This window comes from Lactiplantibacillus pingfangensis (assembly GCF_005404945.1).
In the GTDB taxonomy this organism is placed as follows: Bacteria; Bacillota; Bacilli; order Lactobacillales; family Lactobacillaceae; genus Lactiplantibacillus; species Lactiplantibacillus pingfangensis.
Window position 1 is genome coordinate 1 of record NZ_BJDG01000029.1, and the last position, 21,628, is coordinate 21,628.

At 44.6% G+C, this 21,628-nt stretch carries 17 protein-coding genes and 1 riboswitch; of the genes, 3 read left to right on the forward strand and 14 right to left on the reverse strand.

Going from position 1 to position 21,628, the window contains the following annotated elements:
• Nucleotides 1–528: 528 nt before the first annotated feature.
• From lysS to pth, 13 genes are all read right to left on the reverse strand, one after another.
• Nucleotides 529–2,028 carry a lysine--tRNA ligase gene (gene lysS, locus FFM74_RS11900; RefSeq protein ID WP_137626852.1) on the reverse strand — a complete coding sequence of 500 codons (1,500 nt, stop codon included), beginning with the start codon at nt 2,026–2,028 and terminating at the stop codon, nt 529–531.
• A 106-nt stretch (nt 2,029–2,134) separates the two neighbouring features.
• A complete protein-coding gene (gene dusB, locus FFM74_RS11905; protein WP_171000736.1) occupies nt 2,135–3,154 on the reverse strand; it encodes a tRNA dihydrouridine synthase DusB in 1,020 nt (339 codons plus the stop codon).
• Complete coding sequence (hslO, locus tag FFM74_RS11910) at nt 3,147–4,034, reverse strand: Hsp33 family molecular chaperone HslO (RefSeq protein ID WP_137626853.1); 888 nt, start codon at nt 4,032–4,034, stop codon at nt 3,147–3,149. Before hslO ends, dusB begins: the two co-directional genes overlap by 8 nt.
• 90 nt (nt 4,035–4,124) lie before the next feature.
• Nucleotides 4,125–6,302 carry an ATP-dependent zinc metalloprotease FtsH gene (gene ftsH, locus FFM74_RS11915; RefSeq protein WP_137626854.1) on the reverse strand — a complete coding sequence of 726 codons (2,178 nt, stop codon included), beginning with the start codon at nt 6,300–6,302 and terminating at the stop codon, nt 4,125–4,127.
• A gap of 96 nt (nt 6,303–6,398) precedes the next feature.
• Nucleotides 6,399–6,941: a hypoxanthine phosphoribosyltransferase gene (gene hpt, locus FFM74_RS11920; RefSeq protein ID WP_137626855.1), complete on the reverse strand. Its 543-nt coding sequence runs from the start codon at nt 6,939–6,941 to the stop codon at nt 6,399–6,401.
• Nucleotides 6,938–8,311 (reverse strand): tRNA lysidine(34) synthetase TilS, encoded by a 1,374-nt coding sequence (tilS, locus tag FFM74_RS11925; protein WP_137626856.1) that lies wholly within the window; start codon nt 8,309–8,311, stop codon nt 6,938–6,940. Before tilS ends, hpt begins: the two co-directional genes overlap by 4 nt.
• Before the next feature lie 512 nt (nt 8,312–8,823).
• A complete protein-coding gene (locus tag FFM74_RS11930) occupies nt 8,824–9,102 on the reverse strand; it encodes a hypothetical protein (RefSeq protein WP_137626857.1) in 279 nt (92 codons plus the stop codon).
• A gap of 133 nt (nt 9,103–9,235) precedes the next feature.
• A complete protein-coding gene (locus FFM74_RS11935; protein WP_137626858.1) occupies nt 9,236–9,778 on the reverse strand; it encodes a S1 domain-containing RNA-binding protein in 543 nt (180 codons plus the stop codon).
• A gap of 124 nt (nt 9,779–9,902) precedes the next feature.
• A complete protein-coding gene (locus FFM74_RS11940; protein ID WP_137626859.1) occupies nt 9,903–10,301 on the reverse strand; it encodes an FtsB family cell division protein in 399 nt (132 codons plus the stop codon).
• Nucleotides 10,302–10,435: 134 nt separating this feature from the next.
• On the reverse strand, nt 10,436–10,717 hold the full coding sequence (locus FFM74_RS11945) for an RNA-binding S4 domain-containing protein (RefSeq protein ID WP_171000737.1): 282 nt from the start codon (nt 10,715–10,717) through the stop codon (nt 10,436–10,438).
• 8 nt (nt 10,718–10,725) lie between these two features.
• Nucleotides 10,726–12,324: a polysaccharide biosynthesis protein gene (locus FFM74_RS11950; protein WP_137626861.1), complete on the reverse strand. Its 1,599-nt coding sequence runs from the start codon at nt 12,322–12,324 to the stop codon at nt 10,726–10,728.
• Nucleotides 12,325–12,343: 19 nt separating this feature from the next.
• Entirely contained in the window at nt 12,344–15,874 is a 3,531-nt protein-coding gene (mfd, locus tag FFM74_RS11955; protein ID WP_137626862.1) for a transcription-repair coupling factor, read from the reverse strand.
• 17 nt (nt 15,875–15,891) lie between these two features.
• Complete coding sequence (pth, locus tag FFM74_RS11960) at nt 15,892–16,449, reverse strand: aminoacyl-tRNA hydrolase (protein ID WP_137626863.1); 558 nt, start codon at nt 16,447–16,449, stop codon at nt 15,892–15,894.
• A gap of 463 nt (nt 16,450–16,912) precedes the next feature.
• Between pth and FFM74_RS11965 the strand changes: the two genes are divergently transcribed.
• The 3 genes from FFM74_RS11965 (at nt 16,913) to cbpA (ending at nt 20,208) form a co-directional block, all read left to right on the forward strand.
• Nucleotides 16,913–17,875 (forward strand): L-lactate dehydrogenase, encoded by a 963-nt coding sequence (locus FFM74_RS11965; protein ID WP_137626864.1) that lies wholly within the window; start codon nt 16,913–16,915, stop codon nt 17,873–17,875.
• Between the two features lie 146 nt (nt 17,876–18,021).
• Nucleotides 18,022–19,416 carry a L,D-transpeptidase family protein gene (locus FFM74_RS11970; protein ID WP_137626865.1) on the forward strand — a complete coding sequence of 465 codons (1,395 nt, stop codon included), beginning with the start codon at nt 18,022–18,024 and terminating at the stop codon, nt 19,414–19,416.
• Nucleotides 19,417–19,569: 153 nt separating this feature from the next.
• Nucleotides 19,570–20,208, forward strand: coding sequence for a cyclic di-AMP binding protein CbpA (gene cbpA / locus FFM74_RS11975; RefSeq protein WP_137626866.1), 639 nt, complete (start codon nt 19,570–19,572; stop codon nt 20,206–20,208).
• A 69-nt stretch (nt 20,209–20,277) separates the two neighbouring features.
• Here the strand turns inward: cbpA and FFM74_RS11980 are convergent, their stop codons facing one another.
• The gene (locus FFM74_RS11980; protein ID WP_137626867.1) at nt 20,278–20,787 is read right to left on the reverse strand and encodes a QueT transporter family protein; all 510 of its coding nucleotides are present in this window, start codon (nt 20,785–20,787) and stop codon (nt 20,278–20,280) included.
• Between the two features lie 10 nt (nt 20,788–20,797).
• Nucleotides 20,798–20,842: riboswitch (PreQ1 riboswitch) on the reverse strand.
• Nucleotides 20,843–21,628 lie beyond the last annotated feature (786 nt).

The window sequence follows — 21,628 nt, forward strand, 5'->3', positions numbered from 1 at the left end:
CACAAGGATTGCTAGACCCTACACATTTGATTTGTCGAAACTTTGTTCAGTTTTCAAAGGTCTAATTCGTTGGTTGATTACCTCAACGCAACTTAATCATCATACCAAGTTGATAACAACTTGTCAACAACTTTTTATAAATGATTTTCGGTTGAAGGCTTGCGGCTAACCGCTTTGTGCGCCTCAACAACGTATACTAATTTACCAATTATCCTGACAGATTGCAAGCCCTAAATATCAAAAAGAACCGGTCAATATTGCCATGTTGATCGTACCATTTTATTAATGTACGGAAATCAGCTAATTTAGGTTAATTTAATCTAGCTAACAATCGGATTTGTCTTTCTATCAAACAATGATTAGGTCCATGCAACGAAACAATGTTCGTTTTAAAATTTATTCACTTTTTTCAAAAAAGATTGATTACAGTGCTAAAAATCAATCAAAAGCACTCACAAACACTGCACAAGTGCCAAAAAAACTGGTTTGAAATTAGTCAGACTAATTTCAAACCAGCTCAAATTAAATTTATTTATCTTCTTCTGGACGCATTGTTGGGAATAGTAAGACATCGCGAATTGAATCAGCGTCGGTCATTAACATGACTAAGCGATCAATCCCGATTCCAAGACCCCCAGTAGGTGGCATCCCATATTCCAAAGCTTCCACGAAGTCTTCATCAATATGTTCTGCTTCATCATTACCAGCAGTCCGTTCAGCAGCTTGGGCTTCAAACCGTTGACGTTGGTCAATTGGATCATTTAATTCACTAAAGGCATTGGCATATTCATTGCCTAAGATGAACAATTCAAAACGATCCGTGAAACGTGGATCTGCTTCGTTCTTCTTAGCTAATGGTGAAATTTCAACTGGATGACCGTAAATGAAAGTTGGTTCATTTAATGTATCTTCAACAAATTCTTCAAAGAAGGCGTTGATAATATGCCCAACCTTCCAATAGGATTCATATTTAACATGATGTTCATCCGCCAACTTTTGCGCATCTTCCAATGACATTGGTTGCCAGAAGTCGATACCAGTTTGCGCCTTAATCGCATCCACCATGTGAACCCGCTTAAACGGCTTGTTCAAATCAACTGTTTGACCATGATAAGTAATCACACCGTCATCAGTGACTGCTTTAGCGGCAGCTTTAAAGATGCCTTCGGTTTCATCCATAACATCATGAAAGTCGAAATAAGCCACGTAGCTTTCAAGCATCGTAAATTCAGGGTTATGTTCACGGTCCATCCCTTCATTACGGAAGACACGGCCAATTTCATAAACCTTTTCCATGCCACCTACAATGAGACGCTTCAAATGTAATTCCAAAGCAATCCGCAAGTAGAGGTCAATGTTCAACGCATTGTGATGGGTAATAAATGGTCGAGCTGACGCGCCACCTGCTTGGTTATGCAACATTGGCGTTTCAACTTCAATAAAATCATCACTATCCAAATGATGTCGAATAGCTGAAATAATCTTCGTCCGCTTCAAGAAACGGTCAAAACTATCACGGTTAGAAATTAGATCCAAGTACCGTTGACGATAGATTTGTTCGACATTTTGTAGCCCATGAAACTTGTCTGGTAATGGTCGAAGTGCCTTTGATAAGAAAGTGACATCCGTTGCTTTAATGGTTAATTCACCAGAATCAGTCTTGAAGACCTCCCCAGTGATTCCGAGAAAGTCACCAATGTCAGAACGTTTGAAAATATGGTAGACGTCTTCGCCCACAACATCTTTACGAACGTATAACTGCATCTTGCCAGAACGATCCCAAAGGTCAGCAAAGCCAACCTTACCTTTACCACGCTTAGCCAACATCCGACCAGCAATCGTGGCAGTGACCTTTTTAGCATCTAACTCATCTTTGTCAATGTCACCATACTTAGCCACTAAATCTTCTGCTAAATCGGTGCGCTCGAAGCGATGACCAAAGGGATCAATGCCCTCTTCACGTAATTCATCCATTTTTTCACGACGAACCTTAAGTTGATCGTTCATCGTCTGTTCTTGTCGTGCCACTAGTGTTCCTCCATTTCCAGTTAGCCTATTTCATTAATGAAATATCGCTAAACAACTACTACATGTTAATTTTGACAATCAGGACGTAAAAAAGCAAGTGAATTCTTCACTTTACCGGTCGACTTGCTAAATAAGTCGCCAATTGATCGGCATAGTCGTCGAGCAAGTCTGTCATTTCACCTACTGAAGTTGCTGACATCAACGCTACTTTGGTTCGTGTTGACCGTGGAATGCCTTTTAAATAGTACGAAACCTGCTCACGGAAATCTTGACAACCTTGGTGCTCGCCTTTTAACCCGACTAACCGTTGCAAGTGCTCGGTCGCAATCGTCAACTTGGTCATTGGCGCTGGCAGCGGTAATAACTCGCCGGTCGCGAGATAATGCGTCGTTTGCGTCAAGATCCAAGGATTTCCTTGTACTGCACGTCCCATCATGACTGCAGTTGCACCAACTTCAGTCAGCATCTGCTGGGCGTCTGCCGGTGTCCGGACATCTCCATTACCGATTAACGGAATCTTAATGGCAGCGGCGACTTGCTTCAAGATTTCCCAGTCCGCTTTACCCCGGTATAACTGTTGACGGGTTCGCCCATGCATCGCAATTGCAGCCGCACCACCACGTTCGGCAGCTAAGGCGTTTTCAACCGCATACACATGTTCATCATCCCAACCAGTCCGCATTTTAACCGTTACCGGTTTATGAACCGCCGCGGTAACAGCCGCAACCATTTCATATACTTTGTCAGGGTCCAGTAACCATTTTGCCCCAGCATCGGTCTTCGTGACCTTATTAACCGGACAGCCCATATTGATATCAATAATATCGGCACTCGTCTGCTGATCAACAAACTTAGCTGCTTGAACTAATGTTTCTTTAGCGCCACCATAGATTTGAATACTCATCGGATGTTCTTTTGGGTCAACGAACAGCATATCCAGTGTCTTCTGATTATGATACATGATACCCTTGTCAGAAATCATCTCACAGACGACCAAGCCGGCACCAAAGTTTTTGCAAATAATCCGGAAGGCTGCATCCGTCACACCAGCCATCGGCGCTACCACGACGCGATCAGGAATTGTCACATCCCCGATTTTCCAAGGGGCAGCCAACTGGCTAGGCATCACCATGCGAACGACTCAAGACCGCTTGTAACTCGGCCACTGAAAATTGATACTTCTCACCGCAAAAATGACAAACTGCTTCCGCACCTTGATCCTCATCAATCATTGCTTGGACTTCATGTTTGGGCAAGGCCATCAGTGATTCGGCAAAACGTTCTTTAGAACAATCACAGGCAAACTTAACGGGCATCTTGTCGAGAACTTTGACATCACCATCAAACAGCAAGTTCAAAATATCTTCTGGCGTCTTACCATCCCGCAAGAGTTGCGAAACTAATGGTAAGTCTTTTAATTTACTTTCTAACGAACTAATCGCTTCATCCGTGGCATTCGGTAACACTTGAACTAAGAAACCACCTGCTACACCAATAGTGTTATCTTCGTTGACGAAAACCGATAACCCAACAGCCGATGGAATCTGTTCAGACTGTGCCAAGTAATAGGTGAAATCTTCACCAAGTTCGCCCGAAACCAACGGGACTTGTCCGGTAAACGGCTCACCGACGCCTTGTAACTTAGTAACCGCCAAATAGCCATTAGACCCAACCGCTGCTTTGACATCAATCTTATGTTTATCATTCAACGGTAAGTGGACATGCGGATTTTGTAAATAACCTTTAACAGTACCTTTGGCGTTACCATCAACGACGATCCCGCCGACTGGTCCGTCACCATTAATTTTAACGGTTAACTGGTCATCGCCTTTCAGCACAGACGAAGACAACAATAACGTGCCAACTAAGCTACGGCCTAACGCTGCCGAAGCGGCACTCCAAGTATCATGCCGACGTTGGGCTTCCGCCACGGTATTGGTCGCATTCACTGCGTAGGCACGAAACATTTCGTGACCCGCCACACTCTTAACTAAATAATCTGCCATCAATAAGCTCCTATCTCTTTTTAACTTTCGATTAATCATAACGCATAAAAAGAGCCGAGACAAAGTCTCAGCTCTTTCAGCGATTTTTTATTAAGCTTGACTGCCAGAATCATCAGCAGATGATGCCGCACTGTCGGCTTCACTAACTTCGCTCATCGCACTTGTCGCTGAATCAGCTTCGCTCGTTGCGATTGAAGTTGCTTCAGAACCAGCGGCTGACTCACTTGGGAAAGTGGTTTCGCTTGTTGCATCCGCATTGTTAGCTTGGGCGTCCGCTTGCTTTTCAGCTTCACGGCGTTCCAATTCACGTTTAGATTCTTCGAAGGAAGCCGCTTTTTCACTCGGAAATTCGCTGCCAGTCTTCTCAGGCATCTTCCCAGTGTTAAACAAGCTGAGAATTTGCTTTTCATCCAACGTTTCATACTTCAGCAAGGCTTCCGCAATCAACTTATGTTGTTCACGGTGCGATTGGATAATATCGGTCGCAGTTTGGTGAGCTTCCTCAGCCAAACGACGAACTTCATCATCAATCAATTGGGCAGTGTGCTGTGAAAAGGCACTAGCGCCCATACCTTGTTGGTAAGCAGCTTGCTGGTTGGCATTTTCTAATTCAACTGGACCGAGTTTTTCACTCATCCCATATTGCGTCACCATTGCACGGGCAATTTGAGTTGCCTGTTCAAAGTCATTAGAAGCGCCAGATGATTGTGCATCAAAGATCACTTCTTCGGCTGCACGGCCACCCATCAAACCAGCCATCTGTTCCTTGGCATCACGTTTTGACATCAACATCTGATCTTCACGTGGCAACATGATCGCGTATCCGCCAGCACGGCCCCGTGGGACAATCGTTACCTTATGCACAACCCGTGCATCGTTCAAGACCAACCCAACAATCGTATGTCCAGCTTCATGGTAAGCCACGGTTTCCCGTTCTTGCTTGCTGACCACCCGATCATGTTTGGCTGGCCCGGCGATAACCCGGTCTTCGGCTTCATCTAAGTCTGAAGCATCGACTTGTTTCTTATTACGACGGGCGGCAAGTAACGCTGCTTCGTTCAATAAGTTTTCCAAATCGGCCCCAACAAACCCAGGTGTTTGCTTAGCAATTTCTTTCAAATCAACATCTGATGCCAAAGGTTTATTCTTAGCATGGACTTTCAAAATGGCTTCCCGACCCTTAACGTCTGGACGACCAACTAAGATCTTCCGGTCAAAACGACCTGGACGTAATAAGGCAGGATCCAAAACATCGGAACGGTTAGTCGCTGCCATGACGATAACGCCTTCGTTACCCGTAAACCCATCCATTTCAACCAATAATTGGTTTAAGGTTTGTTCACGTTCATCATGACCGCCACCCATGCCGTTACCACGTTGTCGACCAACCGCATCAATTTCATCAATAAAGATGATTGATGGGGCATTCTTCTTGGCTTGTTCAAACAAGTCACGTACTCGGCTAGCCCCGACCCCGACGAACATTTCAACGAAGTCTGAACCAGAGATTGAGAAGAATGGCACGCCCGCTTCACCAGCGACCGCCTTAGCCAATAACGTTTTACCAGTACCCGGAGGCCCCTCGAGCAAGACACCCGATGGGATCCGCGCGCCTAAGGAAACAAACTTACGCGGATCTTTCAAGAATTCGACAACTTCGACCAATTCTTGTTTTTCTTCTTCTTCACCGGCAACATCTGAGAAACGAACTTTGTTTTGCTTACTATCGGCTGGTTTGGCCTTCGTTTTACCAAAGTTCATCACCCGGTTGTTCCCGCCACCTTGACCAGATTGTCCCATCATCATATAGAATAGGAACACAAACAAGATCAATGGTGCGATATACATCAATAGCGTGACCCAGATTCCGCTAGATTCTTCAGCTTTCGCTGTTAATTTAACGTCTTTCTTAGCAGCTAACTTGGAAACTTGATCCACCGTTGAGTTGTTTTCCAACATTGTCGTTGAGAATGAAGTCGTCTTGCTAGACGAACTACTAATTCCTAACGCATTTGTTGAGGAAACCTTTTGCGCTTTCCGGTATTGACCAGTCACCTTGTAGACGCCGCCACTAGGCTGGATGCTAACGTTTTTGACGTTATTCTTGTCTAATTGCGTGACAAATTCGCTATAGCGGATATTTTGGGTTTGTGAGCCGGAATTATTTCCAAAGAAGAAGTAAATAATCCCCATTAAGCTTAGAAAAATCAAAATATAAAATAAGCTATTACGAAAGAGTCCATTGCGTCGATTGTTGTTGTTGTTCATATGTGCCTCCTTCATCGAAACTTTTATAACCTATTAAAAGCACGGTACTATTCTTCGATAGTCTAAATAATAGCACATTTGACTATCATTGACCAATTATTTATGCTCGTAAATTGCTGGCTTCAAAATTCCAACGTAAGGTAGGTTCCGATAGCGTTCTGCATAATCCAAACCGTACCCGACCACAAATTCATTTGGCACTTCGAATCCGATATAATCGGCCTTAATATCAACTAGTCGACCAGCTGGCTTATCTAGTAAGGTACAGACTTTAACTGACTTCACATTCCGCCGCTTCAATAAATCCACCATAAACTTCAACGTCCGGCCAGTATCAATGATATCTTCAATGACCAAGACATCACGGCCTTCAACGTCGTCATCTAAATCCTTCGTTAATTGGACATCACCACTTGAAATGGTTTCATTACCATAGCTGGATAGATTAATAAAATCTAAGTCCGCATAAACATCCATTTCCCGGATAATATCCGTGGTAAATAAGACGGCACCCTTGAGTACACAAATAATTAATGGATTTTTGCCAGCATATTCCGCCGTTAATTCCTTACCCAACTTCTGCGCAACCTGATGGATATCCTCGCGACTATAAAGTACTCGTTCAATGTCGTTATTCATCGTTTCAGATGTACTCCTTTCAACTCCGTATGTTTTAAGGCTAAAAATACTGTTTGTGCCCTAGCACTGTTTGGATCACGGTAACTGAACTTATGACCCACTAACCACAACACCGTTCCTTGAGCAGTGACTAACACCATTGCTGCCGCACGTTCTGCCGGTGGCACCTTCTGATCAATTAAAATACGGCGAACGAATTGTTGCCCACCATTTTTTAACTTAAGCTGATCACCCGGTTGCCAGGGACGTAAGACTAGCGGCATGTCGCTTGCCAACAATGGAAATGGCTGGCTCGCATGGTCTGGTGACGTCGCAAAAATGCCCACTGATTGGGTCGCAGTAATTTTCTGCCATTGGTTTAAGTCTACCATAATTTTTTCACTGGGCCTTAACTTTTTGACCCTTTTTTTAACAGGTAAAACCGTCAGCATCCCGGCAACTTTCACCAACTCAAGCGATGTCGTCAATGACAGGCGCGCCGTCGTCTGTGGCTGGATGGCCCAGTGATAGGTTGGTGCTAACTTGGTTTCACTAACTAACTGTGGTAAGTATTGCTGCAGCCAAGTCTGAAATACCGCCAATCGCCAGTCACTCGGTAGCTTTAACAGCTTTTTTGGGTCCAATTGTCGTTGAACTTGCACGGTTGGCAGTAAAACGGCAATCATTTGTTTCTTTGCCTTTAGTAGTGTTGTTAATTGGTCTTCATAAGCCGCAATGTGGGTTAAAAGCGCAGGATTGACTTGCATCAATTCCGGGATTACGCGTTGTCGCAAGCGATTACGGGTTAACGTGACATCTGTATTGGTTGCATCTTCATAGTAAGTTAACTGTCGCTCGGCTGCATACTGGCGCAACTGTTGTTTTGAAAACGAGAGCAACGGTCGCACGAGCCGACCATTTCGAAACGACCGCGCCGCCTGAATCCCTTGCAACTGTGCCAAATCACCACCACGAGCGAGCTTCATTAAATAAGTTTCCGCTTGATCATTAGCATGATGAGCCGTCAGGACAGCTGTTGCGCCAGTGGTCACCATGACTTTTGCAAAAAAATCATAGCGAAATTGACGTGCAGCCGCTTCAACCCCCGTTTGTGGATGATCCTCAACCAACCAGTCTGCTAGCTTGAGTGTCACGGGCAAGGTCGCACAATAATTGGTCAAAAATGCCGCTTCTTCGGCAGACTGTGCACGCAAATGATGATTGACATGAGCTACCACGATTTGTGGTCGCTGCTGTACCGGAAGCTGCAACAACAAATCTAGCAGTACCATTGAATCCACTCCAGTTGACACGGCCACCACAACTGTCTGTGTTGGCGACAACAACTTTTGCCGTGCTAATTCCCGATTCACTTGTTGACGCAATGTCATGGATTGCAACTCCTTTCAATAGTAAACACCCTAATAGCAACTTCTATATCGAAAGATTGAAAGACGAAAAGCAATGTTGTTAGTTACATTCCGCTTCCAGTCGCCGCTGATTACATGCGGACGAGGGACCAGGATAAGCCTGAGAAACGTCTTATCCTTCGCCCGGAATAGTCGCACAACCCGCAACTATCCCGGACAGTCCGTCCTGTAAGGCCGTCAAAAATCGCCGCCCAACACGACCTTCACGCCCGATGCAATCAGCGGCGACTTCCAGCTAGATGGCTATCCGAATTCATGTTATCAAGGATGAAAGTTGCTGGCACATGATTGTCTTAGCGTTATTTCGGCTAAGACCTATCAGAGTAGTCTTACATCACGATTATCAGAAACGCGCCTATGAATCAAAATCTAATAAACCATTTGCAATTCATGCTGTAAGTGTAACGGTTAGCCTTACGCTTTCAAACTTTAACAAGCTTAAAACGCAACTAATACTCATCAATCTTTTTACTTCAAAACTTCTCGACAAAATTAATTTTCAAAACTACAGTCAAAATACCGAGAAAAATATTCCAGTCCCAAAAATCGTTGATTTTGATAACCGATACAGTTAAAAAACAGTCATTTAGCTGAAGGCGGTTGCTGATGCCATCGAGCGTGAAAGTCCCGTTAGATTGGCGTTTTTTGCCAATTTTACGGGACGGACGGTCCGGGATAGTTGCGGTTTTGGCAACCATTCCGGGCGAGGGAGAAGACCGGTTCTCAGGCTTCTCCCGGTCCCACGCTCGCATGACATCAGCAGCCGCCGGAAGCGGCTATCTATCCTTACCCAACAATTAAACTAAAAAAAACACCCGCACAGACCTCAATAGTCTCGCACGGGTGCTTGAATTTAACTAAATTAAATGGCGAGTAGCATCACGCTTAGCTTCGACGACCACCACGGCCGCCACGCTTACCTTCAGTGTTACGCTTCAAGGTTGCCAAGCGATCTTCACTATCCTTTAAGAAGCCAGACATCAATGAATCAAAGTCATCCTTCTTAGGTTCATGTTGTCGTGATTGGAAACGGCCACCGCCGTTACCGCCACGACCATGGAAATTATTTGGTCGGTGACTGCCGCCACCATTGCTTTGATGTTCGTTGTGGTCAGAGTGACCATGATTATTGCTAGGTCGACTATTATTGCCGCCCTGGTGACTGTTATGATGTTCATGTTCCCCTTGCGGATGATCAACAGCCTTCCGAATGGACAGCCCAATTTTGCCGTCATTACCAACAGTTAACACTTTGACGGTCACTTCATCGCCGACACTCAAAACATCATGGATGTCTTTAACAAATCCATCGGAAACTTCACTGATGTGCACCAGCCCCGTTTGATTGTTACCTAGGTTCACGAACGCACCAAAATTAGTGATCCCAGATACTTTACCAGTGACTTTCGTACCTACTTCAATTGCCATAAAAAAAGTTGTTCCTCCTATGAAATAATGGTTTTAGTATAGCATACTTTGTGAAATGTTGAGTTAAATTTTCACGGGTCCTCTCGAAAATGGTCTACCTAAAAATAACTGCACTAAAGATTGATTAATTAGCAGTTACGTCCGCCGCATTGTCATTTGGTAAACTATAAACCGTTTCGCCACTCTTCGTATAATCATACTTCGACCGCAATAATTTCTGGAGATAGTCATCATTATTGAGCTGCTTGATTTGGCTATTGAGCTTGGCATTTTTCCGTTGTTCCTGTTTCAAATTAACTTGACTAGTTGCAACTTGATGATTGACTTGACTAAGGTTTGCACGCGTATTGATCAACTGATACCCAAAGAATAATACTAACGCCCCAAAAATAGCGACAATCAAAATAAAGCGTCGCCGGCGAACTTGGCTAGCACGATCAGAATAGCCTTGCTTATCAGAGGCTATTTGTCGCGAATAATCATTATTTAAGTGTTCGACGTTATTGCGTGACCCATTTGTCATGTTGTGTGTCAGTCCTTTCAAATTGTGTTGACTAAATTATAACAACTTCAACCGGTGGTGTAAACGACATCATCACGATTAGACCAATGTTTACGGTCATTCTAATAAACCGATTAAGCTAATTGACCGACAACTTAATCACTGAATGGCTGCCGATAATCCGTCTTGTAATCCTCACTGACAATGTCATACATCAGTTCAGCATCGTTTTTCTTAGTTGTTTCCAACAATTGATTAACTTTAATGGTTAAGGTTTTGTTCCCAAAACCAATGATCAATTCGTCACCAACACTCACATTGCTTGAAGACTTGGCAACTTTACCATTGATTTGAATTCGGCCTTTATCGGCGATTTCTTTGGCAACCGTTCGCCGTTTAATAATCCGTGAAACTTTCAAAAATTTATCTAAACGCATACTCATTATTAATGTTCCTTTCCTTTGAGAACTGACTTCATGACACGTTTGCCATAGGGGAGCACTAACCACTCTCGAATCGTGAACAATCGAACCGCGATCGCTCCCGCGACAAATACGACTACGCCGACAATCACACCGACCAGCGTAATCATGCCAGTCATCCAGCGATCGTTAGCTAAGATTGGCCCAACTAACGATTGAATTTCGTGACTCGTTAATAAAACGGCCATACCCATGATACCGCTGACCAGAACTAATTTGACTAAATAGCCACTTTCTAACAAGACCTGTTGTAAATCCTCGGGTGACCCAATCCACATGATGGCAAACATCACAGCCAAGCTGGCAACAGTGGCCAGACTAGCCCCGTTGATGCCAAAATGGACAACCATCAAATAATTGAGGCCCACCTTGGTCGCCAAGCCAGCGATAATTCCGACAATCATTGCCGTGTATTGATCTAAACTTTGTAGCACACTAGTGTACGTGGTGATCAAAGCGGCAAATAGAATACTAAAAACATAGACCCGTAATGCAGTTGTCCCTTCCATTGAACCGAATAGCAGTCGGTTGATTTGTGGCATCAAGGCCACCAAACCGACCGTGGCTGCCATCGACAAGGCAAGGCTCACATGAACCATCGCACGCGTATGGCGTTTAAACTCGATGACTTGCCGCTTCGCGAGTGCATTTGTCAAGGCTGGTAATAATGTCGCTGAAAATGAGGTTGCGACCACTAACCCTAATTGCACCAGTGGTTGCCCACGGTCATAGACCCCCTTGATCGACTTCGCTGCTTCAATCGGCAAGCCTTGTCGAACTAAGCCGCGCATGACGGAGAACGAATCGACTAGTTGTAATAAGATCACAACTGCAGCCACGAGACAGAGCGTCCCACCCTCGACAATAAAACGGTGGGCTAACTTGCGATAACTAGGTAGTGGATGCGTGGCGATTGGCGCCGGGGCCAATAAATGACGCAACCCAAAGCTGACAAAGATTAATGAGGAACAAAGTGCGGCAATGGGGGCCGAACTCATCGCCCAAGCGCCCATATGGTAATCATCCCAACCACGATGAAGACTGAAATACGCGGCCATAATAATCACACCAACCCGGACAGTTTGTTCAATCAACTGCGAAACTGCCGTCGGTCCCATCAAAAAGTTGCCTTGGTAATACCCCCGTCCGGTCGCTAACCACGGCATAAAAATAAACATCCAAGCAACCGAGTCAATAATGGGCGCTAGCTTGATATCGCCCATCCGCAACGCAATCCAATTCGCACCAAACTGGAGCACTAAAAAGATGACTAATGATAACGCGCTTAAAATATGAAAGGCGCGTCGGGTGACCAAGGACTTGCTAGTCTCATCCGGCTGCTCCGCAACTAATTTAGAAATAAAGGTTGGAAACCCATTCAATGCAAAGGTCATGCCAATCCCGTAAATGGGATAAATCTGCTGATAAACGTAGAAACCGGTATTACCCACCATATTTTGAAATGGAATCCGGTAGACTGCACTTAGAATCTTCGCCACTAACGACGAAATTGAAAGTATCAAAGCCCCCCGAAACATGGTGTTCAGGTGATCTTTCGGCATAACAATTCCCTTCTACCGATTACTTACTCGGTGTCGCCGTTTCAGTTGGTGTCAAAACGGCCCCCAACTGTTGTACGAATAACGTCAGCTGTTCTAGCCAGTCTGACTCGGACATTTTTGGCTGAATCACTAATTTAACCTTCATTTTATCATCATCAATGCCAACTGTCGCTCGTAATTTGGCTTTTGCCAACGCCTTAAAGATATCTTTAGTATCTAGTTTGGCCGTGCCTTGCTTCGACAACGTCAACTGTAACTCGCTATCCACCCGTTGAATCTTATCAATCAAGGCATCATCCGCTAAAAGTTTCAACTTACCGACAGCCAATAACCCAGCCACTTCGGCGGGATAATCCCCAAAACGGTCGATCAAATCAGCTTGGACTTCCAAGAATTGATCGTTATTTTCGAGCTGACGAATTCGCTTGTAAATTTCAATTTTTTGCCGTTCATCTTCAATATAAGTCGACGGTAAGTAAGCTTCGATGCCCAACTCAATCGTGGCATCCGTTTTAACTTTCGCCTGCTTACCTCGTTTCTTAGCCACGGCTTCCGACAACATTTGCGTATACAAATCATACCCAACCGAGTCAATAAACCCATGTTGTTGCTTACCGAGTAAGTTTCCGGCGCCACGAATCGACAAATCGCGCATCGCAATTTTGAACCCAGAACCAAGTTCAGTAAAGTCCTTGATTGCTTGTAAACGTTTTTCGCCGACTTCGGTTAACACTTTATTTTGTTGGTACGTAAAGTATGAATACGCCACGCGACTGCTACGGCCAATCCGACCACGTAATTGATACAACTGTGACAAGCCCATATGGTCAGCATTTTCAACAAATAACGTGTTGACGTTTGGAATATCGACCCCAGTCTCAATGATGGTCGTCGTAACGAGCACGTCATACTCACCACGAATAAAGTCGTATAAAATTCCTTCTAATTGTGATTCCGGCATCTGACCATCAATATGTGCCACGGCAGCATCCGGCACGAGATCTTTAATTTGGGCAACCACCTTTTCAATATCATGAACGCGATTATGCAAGTAAAACACTTGACCGTTTCGCTGCATTTCGCGCTCGATACCTTCTTTGATGACGCCAAAATTTTGTTCCATCACATAGGTCTGAATGGGATAGCGGTTGGTCGGCGGCGTTTCGATGACGGATAGATCCCGTACACCTAGCATTGACATGTGTAACGTTCGTGGAATTGGCGTCGCGGTCAGTGTTAAGACATCTACACTCGCCTTCATTTCCTTGAGCCGTTCCTTATGCTTGACGCCAAACCGTTGTTCTTCATCAATGATCAATAGACCCAAATCCGCAAATTTAACGTCTTTAGACAACAAGCGATGTGTCCCGACGACAATGTCAATCTCGCCGTCTGCTAACTGTTTAACGGTCTCTTTCATTTCCTTACCAGTCCGGAAACGGGATAGCATCCCAACATTGACTGGGTAACCTTCAAACCGGTTAAGCATGGTTTCATAATGTTGCTGGGCCAAAATCGTGGTCGGCACTAAGAAAGCAACTTGTTTCCCCGCTTCGATTGCCTTGAATGCCGCCCGCAAAGCGACTTCTGTTTTCCCATAACCAACATCGCCAACGAGTAAGCGATCCATTGGCTTTGGTCGCTCCATATCATGTTTGATTTCGTCAATACTCCGTAATTGGTCCGGTGTTTCTGGATACGGAAATTCGTTGTCAAAATCTTGCTGATAACTGTCATCTGGTGGGAAGGGAAAGCCCTTTTCGGCCTCACGTTTGGCATATAATTCAACCAACTCATCCGCAATATCTTCAATCTTAGCCGCAACTTTTCGTTTGGCCTTCGTCCACTCCGTCCCACCTAACTTGTTAATATGTGGCGTCTTGGATTCTGAAGAAACGTACTTTTGAACGAGATTTAACTGGGTAACCGGAATAAAAATTTTGGCATTATTTTGGTAAGCAATCGTGATGTAATCCTGATGAACGCCATCAACTTCCAACGTTTCCATGCCAATATACTTCCCAATCCCATGGTTCACATGGACCACATAATCACCCGGTTTGAGATCGGTATAACTTTTTAGTCGTTCCGCGTTGGCTAACGTTTGACGACGCGGCCGCTTTTTGGCGACCTTTTTGAACATTTCTTGTTCGGTCACAATGACCAAATGCCCATCTGGAAATTCAAAGCCATTTTGCAAAGTGCCTTGCACAATTTGGACGACACCTGGTTGCAGGTTTTCGGCTTTCGTCATCACCGCGTCAATTTCGAAGTCATCAAGGGTATTGCTAACTTTAGTTAACCGTTCAGCCTCCGATACCATCAAAACGACCGTTTGTTTCAATTTGTGCCAACGATCAAGCTCCGTCTTCAACGCAGGTAGCTGACCAAAGAATTCTTGCATCGGCCGTGTCCGCACGGCTGTAATCTGTGCCAAGCGGACGTTACCGATCCCTTTTTGAAATAACGACACTAAAATCTGCGCATGACTGTCCGCCTTCAACAGATCGCGCATATCATTCCCATAATTAGCCGTTGATAACACTTTATGGTGGGCCAACTGATCCGTAATCCAATCGGCTTCACCTTGAAGTAATTGCTGTTCACTATCTAAGATACGTGAATACTCATCAAAAATCACGACACCATCTGATTGCACGTAGTCAAAAATACTCGTCTTACTACTATAGAGGTACTCCCCATATAACAATAAATCATTGCCAATGAGCCCTTTTTGCATATCAGACAATGGCTGGGCTAAGTTGTCAGCCAACGTTTGGCGATCGGTTGCCTTGAGCTTTTTAGTTTCAGCGGTCATCGCCTTAGTCAGCCGTTCCGCGCCAGCAGTCATCATCGCTTGGGTCAAAATAAAATCAGTGGCTGGTAACACCGTAAAGCTGTCGAGATTATCGACTGAGCGCTGGGTTTCTGGATCAAAATATTTTAAGGTATCAATTTCGGTGTCAAAGAGATCCAATCGAATCGGATAGTCCGCATCTAACGGATAGATGTCAACGATTGATCCCCGGACAGCAAAATCACCGGGTCTGGCAACGAGTTTTTCTCTGACATACCCCATATCATGTAACTGAACTTGTAGCTGTTCTAAATCGACTTCATGACCAATAGTTAGCGGTAATCGGGCCGCTTTAAACTGGGCCACTGGTGGCAAAAAGCGTCGCGCACCAGAGACCGAGGTCACCACAATCGCTGGTTGATCACTCAGCAACGCATTCAGGGCTTGCACCCGTTGTGACCGATACTCTGGCGAACTCGTCGCAATTTCTGAGGCGACCATTTCTTCGGCTGGAAACAAAAAGACTTGATCTTCATCTAATAAGCCGTTTAAATCATCCACCATTTGGCTCGCATGAAACAAATTATCCGTCACGATCAATAAAGAATGCGTGAGTTGTCGAAAGAGGGCGCTCACATAAACAGTCCGAGCGGAGCCATTTAATCCCGTAATTAACTGCCGACTGGCCGGACTAATCCCGGCTAAAATCGTCTGAAAATCCGGTGTTTGTTCAATAATCGCTTCAATATCCATAGCGACTTTTCCTCCTATTAATTGTATTGATTCATCAAGGCGGCAAAATCGTTAGTCGCGATCCAAGCTTCGATGGCCGCTACCGCGGTTATTTTTGCGTCATTAACTAGTGGCAACTGTGCTGGCGTAAACTTACCTAAAACATAGTCAACCACACTCATCTTTTGGGGGTGTTCAATCCCTACTTTGACCCGTTTGAACTGTTGGTCTCCAACGTGGGCGATGATACTTTTAATGCCATTGTGACCGCCCGCAGAACCTTTTTGTTTTAACCGAACTTTACCCAGTGGCAAATCTAGGTCGTCATGGACAACCAGCAACTCGGCTGGGTCGATATTGTAATACGTCAACAACGGCCCCACTGCTCGACCAGAGTCGTTCATGTAAGTCGACGGCTTGACGAGTAAAATTTTCTCGCCATTGACAAAAGCGGTTGCCACTTCGGCTTCAAACTTACTCGTTTTAAAGTCGGCATTGAGCTTATCCGCGACTTCATCAACGACCATGAAACCGACATTATGCCGCGTTTGGGCGTATTTCTGACCAATATTTCCTAAACCAACAATCATTTTCATTTTAAGTGAAAGCTCCTATAGTCCCGTTGACATGCAAAACAGGCCGAACCAGATTCAAACTGATTCGGCAGCGTTACTTGCACGGTTAATTAATAGTTTTAGTTTTTAGGGTCTCCGGTTGCAGGTGACAGGAACTTGCCCAATCACCCTGTCATTGCTGACGACAACCATAACCACAAATTTAGTGCAATCAGTATACCACAAACCAACTAATAATACCCAGCTGAAACGTCTATATTCTGAGGCTTTCATTAGTTAAGTTAACTTTGCGTTGCTGTCTCAAATCGCATGATGCTGCCCCCACCTTTACCGAACAGTGTCCAATTTACACGCACACCTAATCTTTGACTCGCTTAATTACACTTCCATTAAAAACACAGCTGTTTTAGCGACTTCACAAGGATAACCATGGTATACTCAAACCGTTGAAAAACAAATTTTCGTTATGAGAGGATGACTTATTTTGTCAAGCATGCCAAATCATCAAAAAGTTGTGTTAGTTGGAGACGGCGCCGTTGGTTCTAGTTACGCTTTTGCCATGGCACAACAAGGAATTGCTGAAGAATTTGTAATTGTCGATGTCGTTAAAGATCGTACTAAGGGTGATGCCTTAGATCTTGAAGATGCCCAAGCTTTCACCGCTCCCAAGAAGATTTACTCGGGTGACTATGCAGATTGCAAGGACGCCGACTTAGTTGTGATTACTGCTGGGGCACCACAAAAGCCTGGCGAATCACGTTTAGATTTAGTAAATAAGAACTTAAACATTTTATCTTCGATTGTTAAACCAGTCGTTGACTCTGGTTTCAACGGCATCTTCTTAGTTGCCGCCAACCCAGTTGATATTTTGACTTACGCCACTTGGAAATTCTCAGGTTTTCCTAAGGAACGGGTTATTGGTTCTGGGACCTCCCTCGATTCATCTCGCTTACGTGTTGCACTTGGTAAGCAGTTCAACGTGGACCCTCGTTCCGTTGACGCTTATATCATGGGCGAACACGGCGACTCCGAATTTGCTGCCTATTCAACGGCAACGATTGGGACGCGTCCAGTTAAGGACATCGCTAAGGAACAAGGCGTTTCTGATGACGACTTAGCTCAACTTGAAGATGGTGTCCGTAACAAAGCTTACGACATCATCAACTTGAAGGGGGCAACGTTCTATGGGATCGGGACTGCTTTAATGCGGATTTCAAAAGCCATTTTACGTGATGAAAATGCCGTCTTACCAGTTGGGGCCTACATGGATGGTCAATATGGCTTGAACGATATTTATATCGGGACGCCTGCGGTTATCGGTGCCTGCGGTTTGAAACAAATTATCGAATCACCACTTTCAGCTGACGAATTGCAAAAAATGCAAGACTCGGCAGCTACTTTGAAAAAGGTGCTTACCGATGGTTTGGCAGCATTAGAAAATAAATAACCCTAAATCATTTTTGGCACTTACTGGTCACCACCGGTAAGTGCTTTTTTGATTGACCCAACGCTTAACAGGCATGAGTGTTGCACTTAACATCAAAGTGTAATATGGTGAAAGATATTACGACACAATTTTGGGGGCAAATCCACATGAAACACAAACGCGGCCTAAGTATTGCTGGCGGCATCGTTGGCCTACTCGCCATCGGATACATTGCCACCAGCCTAGTCTGGCAGCATCAACAAACCTTTTTATCGCATACACAAGTTGCCGGCGTTGATGTCAGCGGAAAAACCGCCACACAAGCCGTACCGAAAGTTAGTCAAGTCCTCGAACACCGTACTTACCGTGTCACTGAAAACGGTAAAGTCCGCTATTCATTCACTAGCAAATCTGCTGGGATTACCGTAAACACCAAAAAAGAACTCACCCAGTTAGTTAACACTCAAAATTACTGGCGCTGGCCATTAGCTTTACTACAATCGGCCAAGGCTGCTAAAACGACTAGTGTCGGCCAGCTACATGTGAGTCAGGCAAACATGACGAAGTTGTTGGCAGCTATTACACAGACGACGACTACCACGAAGCGAACACCGACCGAAAATGCCAAATTAGTTTATGCCAACAATCAAGTTGAAATCAAAAAAGAAATTCAAGGCACTGAAATCAGTCAAGCTAAGCTCAAACAAACGGTTAGTCACGCGATCGACACTGGTCAGACGACGATTGCCTTACAAAAAGCCTATGTGACGCCAACTGTCACAAGCACAAGTCAAACACTAAAGACTGCTAAAAATAGCACGCAAAAATACGCGAGTGAAAAAGCCAGCTACACGATCAATGGCCACAAATTTGAGGTCCCACATGCCACAATTTTGAGTTGGCTCAAAGTAGATTCGGCCGGCAAGGTCAGTTTGGATGACGCCGCGGTTAAGGCCTACGTGACACAACTGAATGATAAGTATCATACTTATCATACGACGCGCACTTTCAAAAGTACCCAACGCGGCGACGTCAAAATTAGTGGCGGGCTCTATGGTTGGACCATTCAAACCAATGCCGAGACTAAGGCGCTATCCAAGGCAGTCTTGGCCGGTAAAGACTTTAGCCGCTCACCGTTAATTAATGGTTCCGGCTATCACAATAATCGCCAAGATATTGGCGATACTTACATTGAAGTCGATAAACAGGCTCAGCACATGTGGGTCTACGTCAATGGTCAAGTCAAGGTCTCAACCGATGTGGTCACTGGAAAACCTGGGGCCCATGAAACCACGACCGGGGTCTGGAGTGTTTGGAACAAAGAACGCAATAGTACCCTTAAAGGTCAAAATGATAATGGTTCAGATTATGCGCAGCCCGTTGCTTACTGGATGCCATTTGATGATACTGGCCAAGGTATTCATGATTCTCCTTGGCAAACCCAATACGGTGGCACCTGGTACAAGACCCATGGTTCGCATGGCTGTGTCAACACGCCACCCGCCGAAGTTGCCAAAGTTTACAATGCAATTGCGATTGGCACACCGGTCGTCATTTTCTAATTTAAATCTAATTTAAGAAGTCAGCGATGGGTACTCCCTCGCTGGCTTTTTTGAGTTAAGCGCTATTGTCCCGCGCATAAAACGCTCCTCTCAGCTAGCGTTTTATGGTATTATTTATTAAAACAAACTAATAAATCTGGGGGATCATTCGTTATGTTATTAAAAACTCTCGTTAAACCTAAAGAACGTTTAACTACGGTGAACGCCGATGCCACTTTAGCCGAAGCCTTACAAGTGCTTGAAGATTCTGGCTTCCGTTGTGTGCCGATTTTAGACGAAACTGGGCACATCTTCCGTGGTAATATTTACAAAATGCACATTTATCGCCATAAATCACGAGGTGGCGACATGTCGTTGCCAGTAACCTCATTACTCAAAAATGCGACTAAGACGATTCAAGTCGACTCCGCGTTTTACAACGTCTTCTTCTCCATCAAAGATTTGCCATACATCGCAGTTTTGGATGAACATGGCTACTTTTATGGCATTTTGACCCATACGCGCTTGCTCGATATGCTCTCACAATCTTGGAATGTTAACGTTGGTAGTTACGTGTTGACGGTCGTTTCAATTGGCGAACGCGGTGACTTGGCGGCTATGGCTAAAATCATCACAAAATACACCTCAATTGCAAGTTGTATGACCTTGGATGTGCAAAACGGCACCCTTGGTCACCGAACACTTTTCACGCTGCCAGAAGACGTGGATACCGAAAAGCTCAAACGGATTACGGATAATTTAAATCGGAAGCAATTTAAAGTCATTGAAGTTGAAGATTTACAAGCTGAATAAGCCATCAAAAAAAGGAATCAATTCGAAAGTGAATTGATTCCTTTTTTGATGCTTCAGCAATGATGATGACTATTTTCCAATCCGTTCGCTGAACCGTAACACTCGGTTCAAACCATACATAATTGGTGCCGTAATCGACATAATAATTAATTCTGATAAAGCAGTGGTTAAGTAAGTTGGCCAAAAAGCGGTGGCGCCACCAACAATCATAAGCATCCACGCGATCATGCACATCGACAACGTGAATAAAATGATGTTTAAGACCATTCGTTGCCAAACCGTCTTCAATTTAGGCCCTATCCAGCTGACGACTAATAAGGCTAACAGCGATTGCCCCCCGCCAAAGACCACATTGAGTAAACTGGCCCCCGGACCAAAGGCGTCAAATAAGACAACCCCAGCGACAATTCCCCAAATATACTTGCGATTAAAAACGACTAAATGGTTTAGCCCTTCGGAAACGCGGAATTGAATAGCACCGGAAGCCAAGTTAAAGGCAGCTGGACCAACGGATAAAACGATATAAATTGCGGCGACCAAGGCATTAATAATCCATGGTCGAATTTTAGATTGCGTCATGTGTGCTAAGTTCCTCCTAGTTTTTTAACGTGGGATGGTTACGAACCACGTTTTGAAAATGACAAGCGGTTTACATCATAGCACGTGCCGAAACTCGCCGCAAACTTTAATTGTCAGTGTTAGATCCGTTATTCCCATTTTCAGCTTATCAATTAATGACCGGTTAATTCCCGCCTACCGGGGGCTTCGTTTGGGGCTGGAACGCCATGAACCATTTTTGAGCCAAAAGGCGGTCTCAAAAGCTGGTTTTTGACTAACCGCGGAAAATCCGCCGCGCTAAGTCAAACGCCACGGCTGAGCCCCAAACGAAGCCCCCTCACGGCTAAATATAGACGCTATTTTGAGTGACCGATCACCTAAAAATCTTAGCTAGATGTCGACCGAACTAACCGGCATTTAAAAACAGGCCATTCAATGCTCAACGATTTTTGTTTTTCTTCAAAATCTGCCAAAATTTTTGCCAGGAAAATCGCTGACTTCCTATTTGCTGTGTGGTAACTCAATTAGAGATACAGGGCTCTTCTTTGTCACCCAGACTTCCTACCAAGAGAAATTTCACACTAACTCATCAGCTTGGTCGGATCACAAAAAAAGTTGCCAACATTGCAGCAACTTCTCCAATAAACACGATTCACAACCAATCACTCATACGTGTAATAATTTTAATGCTTTAAGTCAAGGCACTAAAGGTGGCAAATATAAAAAGAAACGTAGACAGGATCATATCAGTAACGGTCCTCCCTGAACCAGATTCGCGGTGCATGTGCTATCGGTCTGAATCGTTGTGCTATAACCTAGTCAAATTGCAATTCTGCCGGTCTTCGCTAAGTTTAATCTGCTG